The sequence below is a fragment of the Mesorhizobium sp. ISC15 genome (genome assembly GCF_037162615.1).
Classification (GTDB): domain Bacteria; phylum Pseudomonadota; class Alphaproteobacteria; order Rhizobiales; family Rhizobiaceae; genus Mesorhizobium; species Mesorhizobium mediterraneum.
The window spans coordinates 5,844,689-5,859,225 of the sequence record NZ_JAVSPX010000001.1 but is presented as its reverse complement, the minus strand read 5'-3'; the positions used below and the strand labels follow the sequence as shown (position 1 = coordinate 5,859,225).

The following is a 14,537-nucleotide window of genomic DNA, read 5'->3' as shown; positions in this document are numbered from 1 at the left end:
TGGGATAGCCTCAAATCACGAACGAGAGCCGCGGGCAATCCAGAAATTGTCGACGCCGCTTTAGGTTTTCTTGATCGGGGGCGGTTGCGGCGGTTTTTCCTTCTCCCAACAACAAGGGGAGAGAGGAAACAGCGTCAACGCCTATCCGGCCTTCAGCCGCGAGCCGGTGAGCAGGCCGCGTTCCTCGAGCACGGGATAGGCCATCGAGGCGAGCAGCGAGTTGATCTGCTTCAAGTCGCGGATGGTGTCGAGATGGATGGAACTGGTCTCGACGCTCTTGGCGGTGCCGTCGCGCAGCCGCACGAAATGGCTGGCGCTGGTCTCCTTCTCGCGGTCGCGCAGCCGGTCCTTTTCCAGCACCAGCTGGCGGGCGGTCTCGGGATCGCGCGAGACCAGCACGTTGAAGGCAAGCCGTGCGTTGGCGAGCACCGAAGCGTGGAAGGCGCTAAGCTCGCGCCAGCCCTCGGGCGTGAATTCCAGTCCGCGCTCGAGCTTCTTCCTGACATGCACCAGCATGTTGCGCACGATGATGTCGCCGACCTGTTCGAGCTTGACGCAGGCGCCGATCAACTCCTGGCAGCGCAGCGCCTCGTCCTCGCTCAACGGGTTCTTGGTGACCTTGGCCAGATAGAGCTTTATCGCTGCGTGCTTCTTGTCGACGCGGTCGTCGAGCGCGGCCAGCGCTTTGATCTTGTCGGCGTCGGCACTCTCATAGAGCTCGATGATGCGCTTCAACATGATCTCGACCGTCTCGCAGACCCGCACCACCTCACGGGTGGCGTTGGCCAGCGCTTGGCTTGGCACGTCCAGGGCGCTGTCGTTGAGCGCGGACAGTTCGACGACGTCAAGCGCGTCGGCCGGCGCCGGTTTGGTGCCGAGCGCCACGATCTTTTCCGAAGCGCGGTAGACGAGACCGGCCAGGGGCAGGCCGGCAACCAGGATCAGGATGTTGAAGAGGATATGCGCGTTGACGATCTGGTCGGGCACGGTGGCGCCGAGAAAGGCAACCGGCGGCTTCGACCACAGGAACAGGATCAGCATGGCCAGAGAGCCCATGCCGCGCATCAGGAGATTGCCGATCGGCACGACACGCACACCCGGTTCCGCGTTGCGGGTGAGCAGCGGCGCGATGATCGACGAGCCGAGATTGACGCCGAGCACCAGCACGATGCCGAGTTCGGGCGGGATGAAGCCGCGGCCGGCCAGCGTCACCATCAGCAGGACGGCGGCGATCGAGGAATGGAACAGCCAGGTGACCAGCGCCGCCAGGAGATAGGCGGTGACCGGGTCGCCGGAGAAGTAGTCGACGATAACCGGCATGAGCGTGCTCTGGCGCAGCGGCTCCGACGCCTGGCCGATCATCTCCAGCGACAATACCAAAAGCCCGATGCCGACCAGGATACGGCCGAACTGGCGCCAGTCGCGGCGCTCGGTGGCCATGAACATGACGGTGCCGGCGACAAGGCAGATCGGCACCAGCAGCGAAAGATCGAAGGTGAGCAGCTTGACCACCAGCGCCGAGCCGATCTCGGCGCCGCGCACGGCAAGCTGGCCCGACATGCCGCTGACGATGCCGGCGCCGGCGAAGGAGCCGACCAGCAAGGTGACGGCGGTGGAGCTTTGCAGCGCGATCGCCAGGCCGCAGCCGGCCAGAACCGCCATGAAAGGATTGCGCATGGTGGCGCGCAGCTTGTGGCGCAGCAGATCGCCATAGGCGCGCTCGACACCGGTCTTGACCAAGCGGGTGGCAAACAGCATCAGCGCCACCGCGCCGGCAAGATGCAGCAAAACGACAGAGCCGCTCATATCAGGCTCGCAATCCGACGCGCCAGCGATGCGGGCATCGTGATGGCAAAGGGGCAAAAGAGGGTGCGAATCAAGGACATTGCAAGGGCTGATACTACTCCGATTACTTTTAGCCGGATAATAAATTTTGCCCAGTTCGGGTGGCTGTTGGCGCGCGACAGGGCGTGTCGGAAATGGATGGATCGCAAAATGGTTGCATTGCCGGCCGGCTTGCGGACGGCCGCGTGGTCAAGAGCAGTCGACACCTTCAGATCCAGTTTGAGCAGGGTGTTGAATTAGGTAGTCTAAATATAAGAAATCATTACGAAAACGTAATCTGAACGTTCAGTTCCGGTTCATTCTTCGGGCTCTATTCCTCAGGCATCGACAACCAAGGAGTACCCAGTCATGAAACGCATCGTTCTTTCCGCAGTCGCCCTCTCGATGCTGGCTGCCACGTCGCTGCAGGGCCAGGCAGCGCCGCTGAACACGCCGAATGCACCGCAGTCGACCTACAGCCAGGTTGACTGGCAGAAGCCCGGCAAGCATGTCGACGTGAAGAAGCGCGTCGTGGTGAAGAAGAAAGTCGTCGTAAAGAGGAACCATTGGCGCAACGGCCAGAAATATTCCAGCTGGAAGCGCCACCAGCCAATCCGCGACTACCGCCACTATGGCCTGCGTCGTCCGGGCCGTGGCCAGGAATGGATCCGCGTCGGCAACGACTATCTCTTGGTCAGCGTCGTCTCCGGCATCATCTTCGGCGCGATCGCTACGCACTGACTGCGGAACGGCTGACTGGCGCTGTGCCGGACACATGAAAAGAAGGCGGCCCGCAGAGGCCGCCTTCTTTGTGCCCTGTGAAAACCGGGTATGGTTCCGCATTAGGAGTCGTCGGGTTTCTCCGGCGTGATTATATGGAGGCCAAACGAGCCGTTCCCGATGCGCTTTCCACCTGCCTTCCTCGACGAGATACGCGACCGCGTGCCGATTTCATCGGTGATCGGCCAGCGCGTGGCGTGGGACAGGAAGAAGACCAACGCGCCGCGCGGCGACTATTGGGCGTGCTGTCCCTTCCATGGCGAGAAGAGCCCGTCCTTCCATTGCGAGGACAAGAAGGGCCGCTACCATTGCTTCGGCTGCTCGGTTTCGGGCGACCATTTCAAGTTCCTGACCGAACTCGACGGGATGAGCTTTCCCGAAGCGGTCGAGAAGATCGCCGACATGGCCGGCGTGCCGATGCCGGTTCGCGATGCCCAGGAGGAACGGCGCGAAAAGGAACGCGCCAGCCTGACCGATGTCATGGAGATGGCGACCGCCTTCTTCCAGGAGCGGCTGCAGGGCGCGGAAGGCGCAAAAGCCCGCGCCTATCTGCGCGACCGAGGGCTGACGCCGGCGACGCAGCAATCGTTCCGGCTCGGCTATGCGCCGGACAGCCGCAACGCGCTGAAGGAGCATCTTGCCGCCAAGGGCGTGCCCAAAGCCGACATCGAGGCATGCGGGCTGGTGCGCCATGGCGACGACGTTCCGGTTTCCTATGACTGGTTCCGCGACCGCATCATGTTCCCGATCCCGGATTCCAGAGGCAAGATAATCGCCTTTGGCGGGCGGGCGCTGGCAGCCGATGCGCTCGCCAAATACATGAATTCACCCGACACCGAGCTCTTCCACAAGGGCAATGTGCTCTACAATTTCGCCCGTGCGCGCCAAGCGCTGGCAAAGGGGGCGCTGGCCAAGGGCGGCACGGTCATCGCCGTCGAGGGCTATATGGACGTGATCGCGCTGGCGCAGGCCGGTTTCGAGAATGTCGTGGCGCCGCTCGGCACTGCGCTCACCGAAAACCAGCTCGAGCTCCTGTGGCGCATGGCCGGCGAGCCGGTGCTGTGCTTCGACGGCGACCAGGCCGGACTGAAGGCGGCATGGCGCGCCGCCGATATGGCGCTGCCGGCGGTTCAGGCAGGCCGCTCGGTGCGCTTTGCTCTTCTACCCGAAGGCAAGGACCCCGACGATCTGGTCAAGGCCGATGGGCCGGACGCGTTTCGCGCGGTGCTTTCCGAGGCGCGGCCGCTCGCCGACCTTTTGTGGGTGCGCGAAACGGCCGGCGGCATCTTCGACACGCCGGAGCGGCGGGCGGAACTGGAAAAGACGCTGCGCGAACTGACCAGCCGCATCCGCGACGAGAGCTTGCGCTATCACTACCAACAGGAAATGCGCGAGCGGGTGCTAAGCTTTTTTGGTGCCCAGCGCGGGCGCCAAGGTCGTCAAGATGGCCGGCCCGGCGAGCGCTTTCAGGGCAAGGGCTCAACTCCCGGCGGACAGTTCGCACGTGGCGGCGGTGGACGTACCGCGATCACCGAAAGCCTCGGCCGTTCGGCGCTGGTCAAACGCAGCAGCGAGGGAATGTCGGTGCGCGAGGCGACGATCATTGCAGCTCTTGTCAATCATCCGGCGCTGATCGACGAGAATTTCGCCCATGTCGAGTTCCTCGACCTCGCCAACACCGATCTGAAGCGGCTGCACGCCGCCATTCTCGATGCGATGGCGCATGACATGGCCAACGACCGCAACGCGGTGATCGCGACGATCGAACGGGCCGGCTGCGGCGAAATCTGGGCGCGCGCGGTGGCGCTGATCAAACGAGCGCGGCAATGGCCGGCGCTGGAAACCGCCGGACTTGACGATGCCCGTGACGCCTTCAGCCAGGCGCTCCACTTGCAGCGCAGCGCGCGCACCTTACATAAGGAGCTGAAACAGGCGGAAGCGGCGCTCGCCAGCGATCCCACGGACGAAAATTACCGGCATCTCATCGAGATCCAGGCGCAATTTCGTGACGTGCAAGCAACGGAAGCGCTGATCGAAGGGTTCGGTGTGTCCTCGGGCAGGGCCGGGCGGGCGTAGGTCGAAGCTTACGAAAGAGTGAAAGTGCAGGACCGTGCTTGCGCGTCGAATCAGCCGCGGCGCTTTAAGTCGGGTAATTGATTCGCTTTTTTCATGCGAATCATGCGAGAGGCGCTTGACCTTCTGGCAGAATGACGGAATCAGGACGATTCGAAACGTTAACCCGCGCCGGCGTCGACGGGAAATGCAGCGATGTGAGGTACCGGTCACTGGACAGGCATTCGGCCTGCCACAGATACCAGGGTTAATCTGGACTTAACGAGAGATGCAGTTACTGGCCCGGGGAAGCGCGTTCTAGAGCGAGCGCATCTGATTTAACCGGAACGGCAGCTTACGCGGCTTGATACTCGGCCGCTTGGAGAAAATAAAGAATGGCGACAAAAGAAAAGGAAGAGGTCGAGACCGAACGCGAAGGCGCCACCGATGGCCCTCTGCTCGACCTTTCCGACGATGCTGTCAAGAAGATGATAAAGGCCGCCAAGAAGCGCGGCTATGTCACCATGGACGAACTGAATTCGGTGCTGCCCTCGGAGGAAGTGACCTCCGAGCAGATCGAGGACACGATGGCCATGCTCTCCGACATGGGCATCAACGTGGTCGAGGACGACGAGCAGGGCGAGGAGCCCGAAGCCGCCGACGCGGCTGCCGACGCCGAGGAAGACGCCAACGAGCTGGCCGAGCAGACCGGCACCGCCGTTGCCGCGACGACCACCAAGAAAGAGCCGACCGATCGCACCGACGATCCGGTTCGCATGTATCTGCGCGAGATGGGCTCGGTCGAGCTTCTGTCGCGCGAGGGCGAAATCGCGATCGCCAAGCGCATCGAGGCCGGCCGCGAGACGATGATCGCGGGCCTGTGCGAAAGCCCGCTGACGTTCCAGGCCATCATCATCTGGCGTGACGAGCTCAATGAATCGAAGATCCTGTTGCGCGAGATCATCGACCTCGAAGCGACCTATGCCGGGCCGGAGGCCAAGCAGGCGCCGGTGGTCGAGCGGATCGAGGAAGCCAAGACCGAGGAAAAGCCGCGCCGTTCACGCGAGGACGAGGACGACATCACCAATGTCGGCGCCGACACGCGCGGTCTGACTGATGACGACGAGGAAGACGAGGACGAGGCCAGCCTGTCGCTGGCGGCGATGGAAGCGGAACTGCGCCCGCAGGTGATGGAGACGCTCGACGTCATCGCCGACACCTATAAGAAGTTGCGCAAGCTGCAGGACCAGCAGGTCGAGAACCGGCTGGCCGCAGCCGGCACGCTGTCGCCCAGCCAGGACCGCCGGCTGAAGGAGCTGAAAGACCAGCTGATCAAGGCGGTGAAGTCGCTATCCCTAAACACGGCGCGCATCGAGGCGCTGGTCGAGCAGCTCTACGACATCAACAAGCGCCTGGTGCAGAATGAAGGCAAGCTGTTGCGGCTGGCCGAAAGCTATGGCGTGCGCCGCGAGGAATTCCTGAAGGAGTATCAGGGCTCGGAACTCGATCCGAACTGGACGCGCTCGATCGGCAATCTGACCTCGCGCGGCTGGAAGGAATTCACCAAGAACGAGAAGGATGCGATCCGCGACCTGCGCGCCGAGATCCAGAACCTCGCCACCGAAACGGCGATCTCGATCCTCGAGTTCCGCAAGATCGTCAACCAAGTGCAGAAGGGCGAGCGCGAAGCCGCGATCGCCAAGAAGGAAATGGTGGAGGCCAATCTGCGCCTCGTCATTTCCATCGCCAAGAAATACACCAATCGCGGCCTGCAGTTCCTCGATCTGATCCAGGAAGGCAATATCGGCTTGATGAAGGCGGTCGACAAATTCGAATACCGCCGCGGTTACAAGTTCTCGACCTACGCGACTTGGTGGATCCGGCAGGCGATCACCCGCTCGATCGCCGACCAGGCGCGCACCATCCGCATTCCGGTGCACATGATCGAGACGATCAACAAGATCGTGCGCACCTCGCGCCAGATGCTGCACGAGATCGGCCGCGAGCCGACGCCGGAGGAATTGGCAGAAAAGCTCGCCATGCCGCTGGAAAAAGTGCGCAAGGTGCTGAAGATCGCCAAGGAGCCGATCTCGCTCGAAACGCCGGTAGGCGACGAGGAGGATTCGCATCTCGGCGACTTCATCGAGGACAAGATGGCGATCCTGCCGATCGACGCTGCGATCCAGGCCAATCTGCGCGAAACGACGACGCGGGTGCTTGCTTCGCTCACCCCGCGCGAAGAGCGCGTGCTCAGAATGCGTTTCGGCATCGGCATGAACACCGACCACACGCTGGAGGAAGTCGGCCAGCAGTTCTCGGTGACCCGCGAGCGCATCCGCCAGATCGAAGCCAAGGCGCTGCGCAAGCTCAAGCACCCGAGCCGCTCGCGCAAGCTGCGGAGCTTCCTCGACAGCTGATGCCGGGGTACCGGATAAGCAATTTGAAGGGCGCTGCGGCGCCCTTTTTCGTTCGCGGCACAGAGATTGTCTCGCAGACGGTGCGGTTGTTCTTGCAGCACACCTGCTGTGGGAGGATAATCTCGTGTCGGATGCATTTTCTGGGCGACAAACCCGGATGCCCGCCCCGGCAGTGACGCCGTGCTCCGAGGCCCCGGAGGGAGGTGTGCATGACGAACTATATCGTGCTGATCAACTGGACGGAGCAGGGCGCCAAAAATGTGCGCGAGTCGCCGAAGCGGCTCGATGCCGCCAAGAAGCTGCTGGGAGACATGGGCGGCTCATTCAGGGCGTTTTATCTCACCATGGGCGAATGCGATATGGTGGCGATCGTCGAAGCGCCCGACGACGCGGTGCTCGCTCGTTTCTCGCTGATGCTGGCGTCAGGCGGTAACGTGAGGACGCGGACGCTCAAGGCTTTCCCGGAATTGGCCTATCGCGAGATCATCGCCTCGCTCGGGTGAGACGCTGCGCGGCTACAGACCCGCGCAAGGCCGAGTTCCTGATATCGGAAGGTCGGGCGCCGCTTGACGGCGCCCGATCCGCCGATCATGAGGAAGAATGCTGCTTTCGCTCGAAAAGAACTTCATTTTCATCCATATCCCGAAGACGGCCGGGACCTCGCTCACCCGTGCGCTAAGTCCGTGGAGCTTGAGACCGCAGCGAACGCAGTGGCGTCGCCTGCTGTCACATCTTCCCGTGCGCGAAACGCCTCAAAATGCGTTCCTCAGGCAGCATGACAAAGCAAGCTGGGTGAAGCACAAGCTGCCGGCGGAGATCTATGATAGCGCCTACAAATTCGCCGTCGTGCGCAACCCTTTCGAACTTGCGGTCTCGACTTATTATTTCCGCCGCGACTATCTCTCCGGTCGGCGCTGGCACAGAGCCAGGGTCTTGGATTTCAAGGCTTTCCTGCGCTATCTCGAACGCAAGAACCGGCTTGTGCGGGTGGACCAGACGAGCTGGATTTCGGACAGGCACGGAAACCTCATCATCGACGAGATTTTGCGGTTTGAAACACTGGCCGAGCAATTTAATGCGCTGGTCGAACGACTTGATCTGCCGGGCGAGGTGAAGCTTCCCCGGTCAAACGTCAATACACCTTACGATTATCGCGCGGTCTACGATGACGAGGCGAAAAGCATCGTGCGACGGCTCTATTTCAGGGATTTCGAGCGCTTCGGCTACAAATTCTGACTTTTCAGACCGCAATTCGTCGGCAAGATGCCGCGCGGCCAGGCTGGTCCGAACCGTTGCGGGGCAAGGACATTTCCCGGATAGTCAGCGCAGCCCTTCAGGTCGCTAAACACATGCCCAAGCCTCTGCTGACCATCTGGTACAACACCCGTTGTCCGGTTTGCGATGCCGGCATCGTCAGGCAGAAGCGGCGGCTGGTCGAGGCGATCAAGGCCGGGCGGATAGCGTTTCGCGACATCAATGCCGAGCCGTCGGCGCTGGCCGGATACGGCGTGTCGCTGGAGGACATCCGCCGCCGGCTGCATTCAACCGATGCGGACGGCAAACTGCTGGTCGGCGCCGACGTCGCAATTGCCGTCTGGCTGGCAACACCGGGCGATGGCTGGCTGGCGGCGCTGTTCGGCAACCGCGTCGCGCTGCCGTTGACGCGCTATGCCTATGATCGCTTCGCCGATCTTCTCTATGCCTGGAACCGGCGCAAGGGCCGCTGGTAAGCGGTATTCATCCGTAAAGCAGCTCGCGGCAACCATCGAAAGGGCCCGGAGATGCCTCCGGGCCTCATCTAAATCCGCCTATCTGGTTGCGGGCTCGCACAGCCAGTCGACGATACGGCGCACCACCGGCAGCACCAGCAGCAGCGTCGGAAACGCCACCAGCCAGGACAGGCCCCCAGGCGGCCAGCCAGATGGCTGGCAGGTTGGGCTGCACCCCAAGGCTTTTCAGCGTCGAGATGAACGACACGACGAAGGTCATCAGCAGCGACAATACCAGCGGGCTGACGATCGCAGCATAGCGCGCAGGCAGCTTCCTGCGCCCGGTTTTTATGGTCATTTGGGATTCTTCCCTGAAGTGTCCGGTCCCGTCGCATGGCATCCATTTCGCCGGTCTTCCGGCGTAACTGCCCGGAAAGAACCGGGGTGGATGCGTTGCTTGACGTCAGACGCTTACGGAACGGTCTTCGACCCTCGCGCACTTTCTAGCCAAGCTCGCTGACGAAATCAATTCCGCTAGCACCGTTTCCAGATACATCGTAAGATATATCTTGACCTGATCGCTTTGACTGCCTAATTAAGATATATCGTAAGACATAACTCAAGGAGCAGACAATGCACAGACATCATCATTTCGGCGAGCGCGCCGAGCGCGTTTTCATGCATATGGCCGGCAAGTTCGGCGGCCGTGGCGGCGGCTTCGGCCCATTTGGCCACGGCATGAGGGGCGGCGGCCGCGGCGGGCCGGGCGACATGTTCCGCGCCGGACGTATGCTGGCCGACGGCGATCTCAAACTGATCACGCTGTCGCTGCTGGCCGAGGCTCCGCGCCACGGCTACGACATCATCAAGGCGCTGGAGGAACGCACCAGCGGCGTCTACAGCCCGAGCCCGGGGGTGGTCTATCCGACGCTGACGTTCCTGGAAGAGGCCGGCTATGCCGTCTCGTCGGCGGAAGGCAACAAGAAGGTGTTTTCGATTACCGAGGCAGGGCAGGCGCATCTCAACGACAATCGCGAGATGATCGACCATGTGCTCGACCATCTCGAGCGTTTCGGCCGCAAGATGGCAAAGGCGCGCGACTGGTTCGGCTGGAACGACGATGGCGAGGATGGCGGACGGCGCGGCCGAGGCCGTTCGGAAAAGCGCGACGAATTCCGCGCAGTGCGCCACCGGCTGCGCGCAGCCCTCGGTGACATCGTCGATGCGCCGGCTGAAAAACAGGCCGAGGCGTTCAGAATATTGGAAGGGGCCGCCGAAGCCCTGGAAGCGCTGTCACGCGACTGATCTCTGGTAGGCCGGGCCGGATGCGGCCCCTTGCCCGTTTGCCTAAGGACCGCTAGTGAAAATCATCCTGCACCACGCTATGTGATGCAGGATGATTGCGTTGGAGGATACCCCATGTCTTTTCTGAAGCGTCTTTTTGGCGGTGGCGGCAGTGACGTGGGCGAGCCAAAAAGCGCTGCACCGGCAAAGCAGATCGAGCACAAGGGATTTCTGATCAGCGCCACGCCCTACAAGGCGGAGGGCCAATACCAGACCTGCGGCGTGGTTTCGAAGGAAATCGACGGCGTGATGAAGGAACACAAATTCATCCGCGCCGACCGTTTTGCCGGGCTCGACGACGCTGTCGACATCTCGATCAAGAAGGGCATCCAGCTCGTCGACGAGCAGGGCGAGAAGATGTTCGGTTAGCCTGGCAAATGGCGATGTCGCGCGACTTCGGAGCGACGTCAGAAAAGCCTTGTCGCTGCCCTTGAGCTGTAGGATCTGCCGACGCCTCGTCGGGCATCAGGCGGATGGCAAAAAGGCAGGCGCCGGGCGCCTGCCTTTTTCAATTCTGGTTAGCAGTTGCTCGCGCTCTACGCGGCAGTGGCGACCGCTCCGGTCGAGGCCACCAAGGCATCCACCTTGGCGGATGCCTTGGCCAGAGCGGCCGTGATGGCCTCGGGACCCATGCTGACGCCTTCGATGCGGATGACGTCGACGTCGGTTATGCCGATGAAGCCAAGCACGCTACGCAGGTAAGGGATGGCGTGGTCCAACTGCACGGCGGCGCCTTCCGAATAGATGCCGCCCGAGGCAAGGACAATGTAGACCTTCTTGCCGGTGACGAGCCCCTTCGGGCCATCCTCGCCATAAGCGAAAGTCTTGCCGGAGCGGGCGACGTGATCCACCCAGGATTTCAGGGTCGACGAGATGCCGAAATTGATGAAACCGGTGGCCAGGATGATGGTGTCGGCCGCAAACAGCTCATCCAGCACGGCGTCGGAAACGCCGACGACTTCGGCCTGGCGCTGGGAGCGGGCTTCGACGGGCGTAAAGATGCCGGTCGAATAGTCCGGATCGATATGCGGCAGCGGGTTGGCGACAAGGTCGCGCACGGCCAGCTTGGCCGAGGGATCGGCGGCGAGCAGCTTTTCCGCGAGCTCGGTGGCGATGCGGGTGGAATGTGAGGCAGTGCCGCGCGGGCTCGACGTGACAAGAAGGATGGACATAGCGGGCTCTCCAGGATTGGAATGATTTGTCCCGCCAGATATGGGTCCATCGACCCATTTGAAAAACTGGTATATTTTCTATATAATCCATCTACAATCTGGATAAGGCAATGCAACCCAATCCGACGCTCGACCAACTCCAGATCCTTGTGGCCGTCGCCGATACCGGCAGCTTCTCCGCCGCCGGCCGCAAGCTCAACCGCGCGCAATCGGTCATCAGCTACGCCATCGCCAATCTGGAGGCGCAGCTTGGGCTGAAGCTCTTCGAGCGCGAGGGCACGCGCGAACCGCAGCTGACCGATGTCGGCCGGGCGACGCTGGAAGATGCGCGGCGCATGGTCGGCATGCTGCAGCGCATCCGCTCGCGTGTCGACGGCCATAAGCAAGGGCTGGAGGCGGAAGTCAGTATGTCGGTCGACGTGACGCTGCCATTGCCGGTACTGGTTCGGGTGCTGAAGGCATTCGAGGCGCAGTTTCCGACCGTGATGTTGCGCCTGCATATAGGCTCGCTCGGCCTGATCCTTGACCATGTCGTGGGCGGACAGGCCGATCTCGGCGTTGGCGGCATTTTGGGCGAAGCCAACGTCAACCTTTTGCGGATCGGCTTCACCACTTTGGTGCCCGCTGCCGCGCCCAGCCACCCCTTGGCGCTGCTTCCACGGCCGGTGCCGCTCGAGGAGGTGCGCGAACATATCCAGCTTGTCGTCAGCGACCAGTCGGAGCGCACGCGGGGGCGCGACTACGGCGTCTTTGCCTACCGCACCTGGCGGCTGACCGATGTGCGCACCAAGCATGCGCTGATGCGCGAAGGGTTGGGTTGGGGCGGGCTGCCGCGCTGGCTGATCGCCGACGATCTGGCAAGCGGTCGGTTGGTCGAACTCGACCTAGAGCCCTACAGTGAGGTGCGGGCAGCGCTCTATGCCATGCATCGCGCCGACCGCAATCCGAAACCGGCGGCGGCTTGGCTGATCTACGAGTTCAAGCGCCAGCTTGGCTGCTTCAACGAGCTTGAGCCGGGCCAGCTGCCTGAGGAAGAGCTGGAGACAGTCCGTCGATAAGGGCGACAAGCACCTCGCGATAGGGGCCGGTTTCGGCGCCTGCTTCGACCGCAAGAGCAGCACGGTCGAAGGCGGCGGCGAGTAGCGCGGTCAGCGCTTCCACCGGCAACCTCACCATGGTCTGCGCGCGCATTGCCGCCACAAGGCCCTCGCGAAGCGAGCGGTTGCCGTGGCGGTTGTCGATTTCGTCCATTGCGGCGCGGCCGAGCACGGCCGGTCCGTCGAGCAGCAGCAGCCGGGTGCGGCCAGGTGCGCGCATGGCGGCAAGGTAGGCATCCGAACCAGCGATCAGCGCATCGCGGGCAAACAGCGAGGGCGGTGAGGCGCGCTCGATCTCTTGCGCCACAGCAGCCGCCTCCTGCTCGACCACCGCGGCAAACAGCGCCTGCTTGTCGGCAAAGTGATGATAGAGAGCGCCGCGCGTGACGCCGGCCGCAGCCACGATCTCCGGCGTGCCGGTCTCTGCATAGGACTTTTCGGTGAACAGCTTTCGCGCCGCGGCGATCAGGTCGGCGCGCGTCGCTTCGGTGCGATCGCGGTTGGAGCGGCGCGCGGATTCCTGTTGCATACATGCAGCCTGTATGTTAATTCAACTTACATGCAGACTGTATGTTATTTGACGGGAGAAGGAAAGATGAAGACGACGAGCTATTATCCAGTGCTGATGACGGGCGACGTTGCCGGCACGAAAGCCTTCTATATCAAGCACTTCAGCTTCAAGCCGCTGTTCGAGAGCGACTGGTACGTGCATCTGCAATCCGCCGAGGATCGCCGCGTCAATCTCGGCATCGTCCAGGGCGATCACGAAACGATCCCGGAAGAAGGGCGCGGCCGTACCTCCGGCCTGCTGATCAATTTCGAAGTCAGAGACCCGGATGCAGTCTACGAGCGGATCCTTGCTGCCGGCCTGCCGATCCTGCGAACGCTCCGCGACGAACCCTTCGGCCAGCGCCATTTTATCACCAGAGATCCCAATGGCGTGCTGATCGACGTGATCAAGCCGATCCCGCCGAGCGCGGAGTTTCTGGAGCAGTTTGTTGAAGGGGCGGCGGGCTAAGCGGGATAGCTGCTGGCAGGAACTGTCTGTAGATGTGACGTGAAGGCTTCAGCCGCGTGGCCGGTCATGTCTTTGCGGTCTATGCTGAGGCTCGTCAGCCTTGGACCTATTCCATGCGTGAAATCTGCCTTGTCCGCGCACCCTCAAACCTTGGCCTCCGCCCACTGCTGCCAGGCCATATACCGGGGACGTGGCGTGCGCCACAGGCGTTGACCGAAGCTGGCTTGATCGAGACGCTTTCGCCCCTCAAAGTGGTTGATCTTGATCGGCCCGCCTATAGCACGGAGCCGCAGCCGGGCACCCGGCTGCGCAACGGCAACGCGATCCGAAGCTTCAATCTCGGACTGGCCGAAGTTGTTGCCGGCGCGCTGGGACGAGGCGAGTTCCCGCTGGTCGTCGGCGGCGACTGCGCGGTCCTGCTTGGCGCACTGGCTGCTGCACGGCGATCCGGTCCGCTGGCACTGGTCCATGTCGACGGCCACAGCGATTTCCGCCATCCGGGCAATTATGACATCAACGCGTCGCTCGGGTCGGCCGCCGGCATGGACCTTGCGCTCGCCACCGGACGTGGCGAGCCGCTGCTGACCGACTGGCCTGATATCGCAAGCCCACTTGTTGCGGACGAACATGTGATTCAGATCGGCGAACGCGAGAACCGCAACCCCGACTTCGCCTGGCCGGACATCAATTCGGCCGCGATGACGCTGATCGACGTCTTTGCGGTGCGAGAGCTTGGCGCGGCAAAGGTTCTGGAAAAGACCTGGACCACGCTGGCGCGAAGCGGCTGGCTCTATTGGCTGCATTTTGACGTCGATGCGCTCGATCAGACAGTGATGCCGGCGGTGGATTCACCAGGCAGCCCCGGCATCGATCCCGACGATCTCGTCGCCATCCTCGCGGCGCTGGTAGCGAATCCGCGCTGCACCGGAATGGATATGACCATTTTCGATCCGGACCTCGATCCGACCGGCGAACTGGCCGTGCTGCTGGTTTCGCTGCTCGGCCGGATCTTTGCACCGCGTTAGAGCGACGTGCGTCCACTTGGACGCACAAAGCACGCTCTAACACATTGAATCTGCGCATCGTGCTTTCCGGAAATCGATTTCGATTTTCGAGCCGATGCG

Annotated in this window: 14 protein-coding genes and 1 pseudogene; 11 read left to right on the top strand and 4 right to left on the bottom strand. The window is 62.3% G+C overall.

Features of this window, described 5'->3' with window-relative positions:
• Positions 1-141: 141 nt before the first annotated feature.
• Positions 142-1,806, bottom strand: a complete 1,665-nt coding sequence (locus tag RPG13_RS28250; protein WP_127292098.1) for a Na/Pi cotransporter family protein — start codon at positions 1,804-1,806, stop codon at positions 142-144.
• Positions 1,807-2,193: 387 nt separating this feature from the next.
• Between RPG13_RS28250 and RPG13_RS28245 the strand changes: the two genes are divergently transcribed.
• The 6 genes from RPG13_RS28245 to RPG13_RS28220 all read left to right on the top strand — a co-directional run bounded on the left by RPG13_RS28245 (position 2,194) and on the right by RPG13_RS28220 (position 8,803).
• Positions 2,194-2,565: an RcnB family protein gene (locus RPG13_RS28245; protein WP_126105360.1), complete on the top strand. Its 372-nt coding sequence runs from the start codon at positions 2,194-2,196 to the stop codon at positions 2,563-2,565.
• Positions 2,566-2,724: 159 nt separating this feature from the next.
• On the top strand, positions 2,725-4,680 hold the full coding sequence (gene dnaG, locus RPG13_RS28240) for a DNA primase (RefSeq protein WP_337126570.1): 1,956 nt from the start codon (positions 2,725-2,727) through the stop codon (positions 4,678-4,680).
• A gap of 371 nt (positions 4,681-5,051) precedes the next feature.
• The gene (gene rpoD, locus RPG13_RS28235; RefSeq protein WP_095488943.1) at positions 5,052-7,073 is read left to right on the top strand and encodes an RNA polymerase sigma factor RpoD; all 2,022 of its coding nucleotides are present in this window, start codon (positions 5,052-5,054) and stop codon (positions 7,071-7,073) included.
• A gap of 209 nt (positions 7,074-7,282) precedes the next feature.
• Complete coding sequence (locus RPG13_RS28230) at positions 7,283-7,576, top strand: GYD domain-containing protein (protein ID WP_095488944.1); 294 nt, start codon at positions 7,283-7,285, stop codon at positions 7,574-7,576.
• A 97-nt stretch (positions 7,577-7,673) separates the two neighbouring features.
• Complete coding sequence (locus RPG13_RS28225; RefSeq protein WP_095488945.1) at positions 7,674-8,309, top strand: sulfotransferase family 2 domain-containing protein; 636 nt, start codon at positions 7,674-7,676, stop codon at positions 8,307-8,309.
• Between the two features lie 113 nt (positions 8,310-8,422).
• The gene (locus RPG13_RS28220) at positions 8,423-8,803 is read left to right on the top strand and encodes a thiol-disulfide oxidoreductase DCC family protein (RefSeq protein ID WP_337126569.1); all 381 of its coding nucleotides are present in this window, start codon (positions 8,423-8,425) and stop codon (positions 8,801-8,803) included.
• Between the two features lie 78 nt (positions 8,804-8,881).
• Here the strand turns inward: RPG13_RS28220 and RPG13_RS28215 are convergent.
• A pseudogene (locus RPG13_RS28215) lies at positions 8,882-9,140 on the bottom strand (DUF2798 domain-containing protein).
• Between the two features lie 275 nt (positions 9,141-9,415).
• Between RPG13_RS28215 and RPG13_RS28210 the strand changes: the two are divergent.
• Together RPG13_RS28210 and RPG13_RS28205 are read left to right on the top strand one after the other, a co-directional pair.
• Complete coding sequence (locus RPG13_RS28210) at positions 9,416-10,087, top strand: PadR family transcriptional regulator (protein ID WP_337126568.1); 672 nt, start codon at positions 9,416-9,418, stop codon at positions 10,085-10,087.
• 114 nt (positions 10,088-10,201) lie between these two features.
• Positions 10,202-10,495 carry an HlyU family transcriptional regulator gene (locus RPG13_RS28205; RefSeq protein ID WP_095488947.1) on the top strand — a complete coding sequence of 98 codons (294 nt, stop codon included), beginning with the start codon at positions 10,202-10,204 and terminating at the stop codon, positions 10,493-10,495.
• 167 nt (positions 10,496-10,662) lie between these two features.
• Here the strand turns inward: RPG13_RS28205 and RPG13_RS28200 are convergent, their stop codons facing one another.
• Positions 10,663-11,298, bottom strand: coding sequence for an FMN-dependent NADH-azoreductase (locus RPG13_RS28200; protein ID WP_128243297.1), 636 nt, complete (start codon positions 11,296-11,298; stop codon positions 10,663-10,665).
• A gap of 110 nt (positions 11,299-11,408) precedes the next feature.
• Between RPG13_RS28200 and RPG13_RS28195 the strand changes: the two genes are divergently transcribed.
• Positions 11,409-12,356: a LysR family transcriptional regulator gene (locus RPG13_RS28195; protein ID WP_337126567.1), complete on the top strand. Its 948-nt coding sequence runs from the start codon at positions 11,409-11,411 to the stop codon at positions 12,354-12,356.
• Here RPG13_RS28195 and RPG13_RS28190 read toward each other — a convergent pair.
• Entirely contained in the window at positions 12,298-12,924 is a 627-nt protein-coding gene (locus RPG13_RS28190) for a TetR/AcrR family transcriptional regulator (protein ID WP_127206537.1), read from the bottom strand. The two genes, RPG13_RS28195 and RPG13_RS28190, sit on opposite strands and share 59 nt — an antisense overlap.
• Before the next feature lie 66 nt (positions 12,925-12,990).
• Between RPG13_RS28190 and RPG13_RS28185 the strand changes: the two genes are divergently transcribed.
• Positions 12,991-13,413: a VOC family protein gene (locus RPG13_RS28185; protein WP_126105364.1), complete on the top strand. Its 423-nt coding sequence runs from the start codon at positions 12,991-12,993 to the stop codon at positions 13,411-13,413.
• Between the two features lie 113 nt (positions 13,414-13,526).
• Positions 13,527-14,438 carry an arginase family protein gene (locus tag RPG13_RS28180; RefSeq protein ID WP_337126566.1) on the top strand — a complete coding sequence of 304 codons (912 nt, stop codon included), beginning with the start codon at positions 13,527-13,529 and terminating at the stop codon, positions 14,436-14,438.
• Positions 14,439-14,537 lie beyond the last annotated feature (99 nt).

Bases quoted from the DNA above. Each gene is read 5' to 3' on its own strand.
- RPG13_RS28250 (WP_127292098.1), bottom strand. From the start codon at position 1,806: ATGAGCGGCTCTGTCGTTTTGCTGCATCTTGCCGGCGCGGTGGCGCTG.
- RPG13_RS28245 (WP_126105360.1), top strand. From the start codon at position 2,194: ATGAAACGCATCGTTCTTTCCGCAGTCGCCCTCTCGATGCTGGCTGCC.
- dnaG (WP_337126570.1), top strand. From the start codon at position 2,725: ATGCGCTTTCCACCTGCCTTCCTCGACGAGATACGCGACCGCGTGCCG.
- rpoD (WP_095488943.1), top strand. From the start codon at position 5,052: ATGGCGACAAAAGAAAAGGAAGAGGTCGAGACCGAACGCGAAGGCGCC.
- RPG13_RS28230 (WP_095488944.1), top strand. From the start codon at position 7,283: ATGACGAACTATATCGTGCTGATCAACTGGACGGAGCAGGGCGCCAAA.
- RPG13_RS28225 (WP_095488945.1), top strand. From the start codon at position 7,674: ATGCTGCTTTCGCTCGAAAAGAACTTCATTTTCATCCATATCCCGAAG.
- RPG13_RS28220 (WP_337126569.1), top strand. From the start codon at position 8,423: ATGCCCAAGCCTCTGCTGACCATCTGGTACAACACCCGTTGTCCGGTT.
- RPG13_RS28210 (WP_337126568.1), top strand. From the start codon at position 9,416: ATGCACAGACATCATCATTTCGGCGAGCGCGCCGAGCGCGTTTTCATG.
- RPG13_RS28205 (WP_095488947.1), top strand. From the start codon at position 10,202: ATGTCTTTTCTGAAGCGTCTTTTTGGCGGTGGCGGCAGTGACGTGGGC.
- RPG13_RS28200 (WP_128243297.1), bottom strand. From the start codon at position 11,298: ATGTCCATCCTTCTTGTCACGTCGAGCCCGCGCGGCACTGCCTCACAT.
- RPG13_RS28195 (WP_337126567.1), top strand. From the start codon at position 11,409: ATGCAACCCAATCCGACGCTCGACCAACTCCAGATCCTTGTGGCCGTC.
- RPG13_RS28190 (WP_127206537.1), bottom strand. From the start codon at position 12,924: ATGCAACAGGAATCCGCGCGCCGCTCCAACCGCGATCGCACCGAAGCG.
- RPG13_RS28185 (WP_126105364.1), top strand. From the start codon at position 12,991: ATGAAGACGACGAGCTATTATCCAGTGCTGATGACGGGCGACGTTGCC.
- RPG13_RS28180 (WP_337126566.1), top strand. From the start codon at position 13,527: ATGCGTGAAATCTGCCTTGTCCGCGCACCCTCAAACCTTGGCCTCCGC.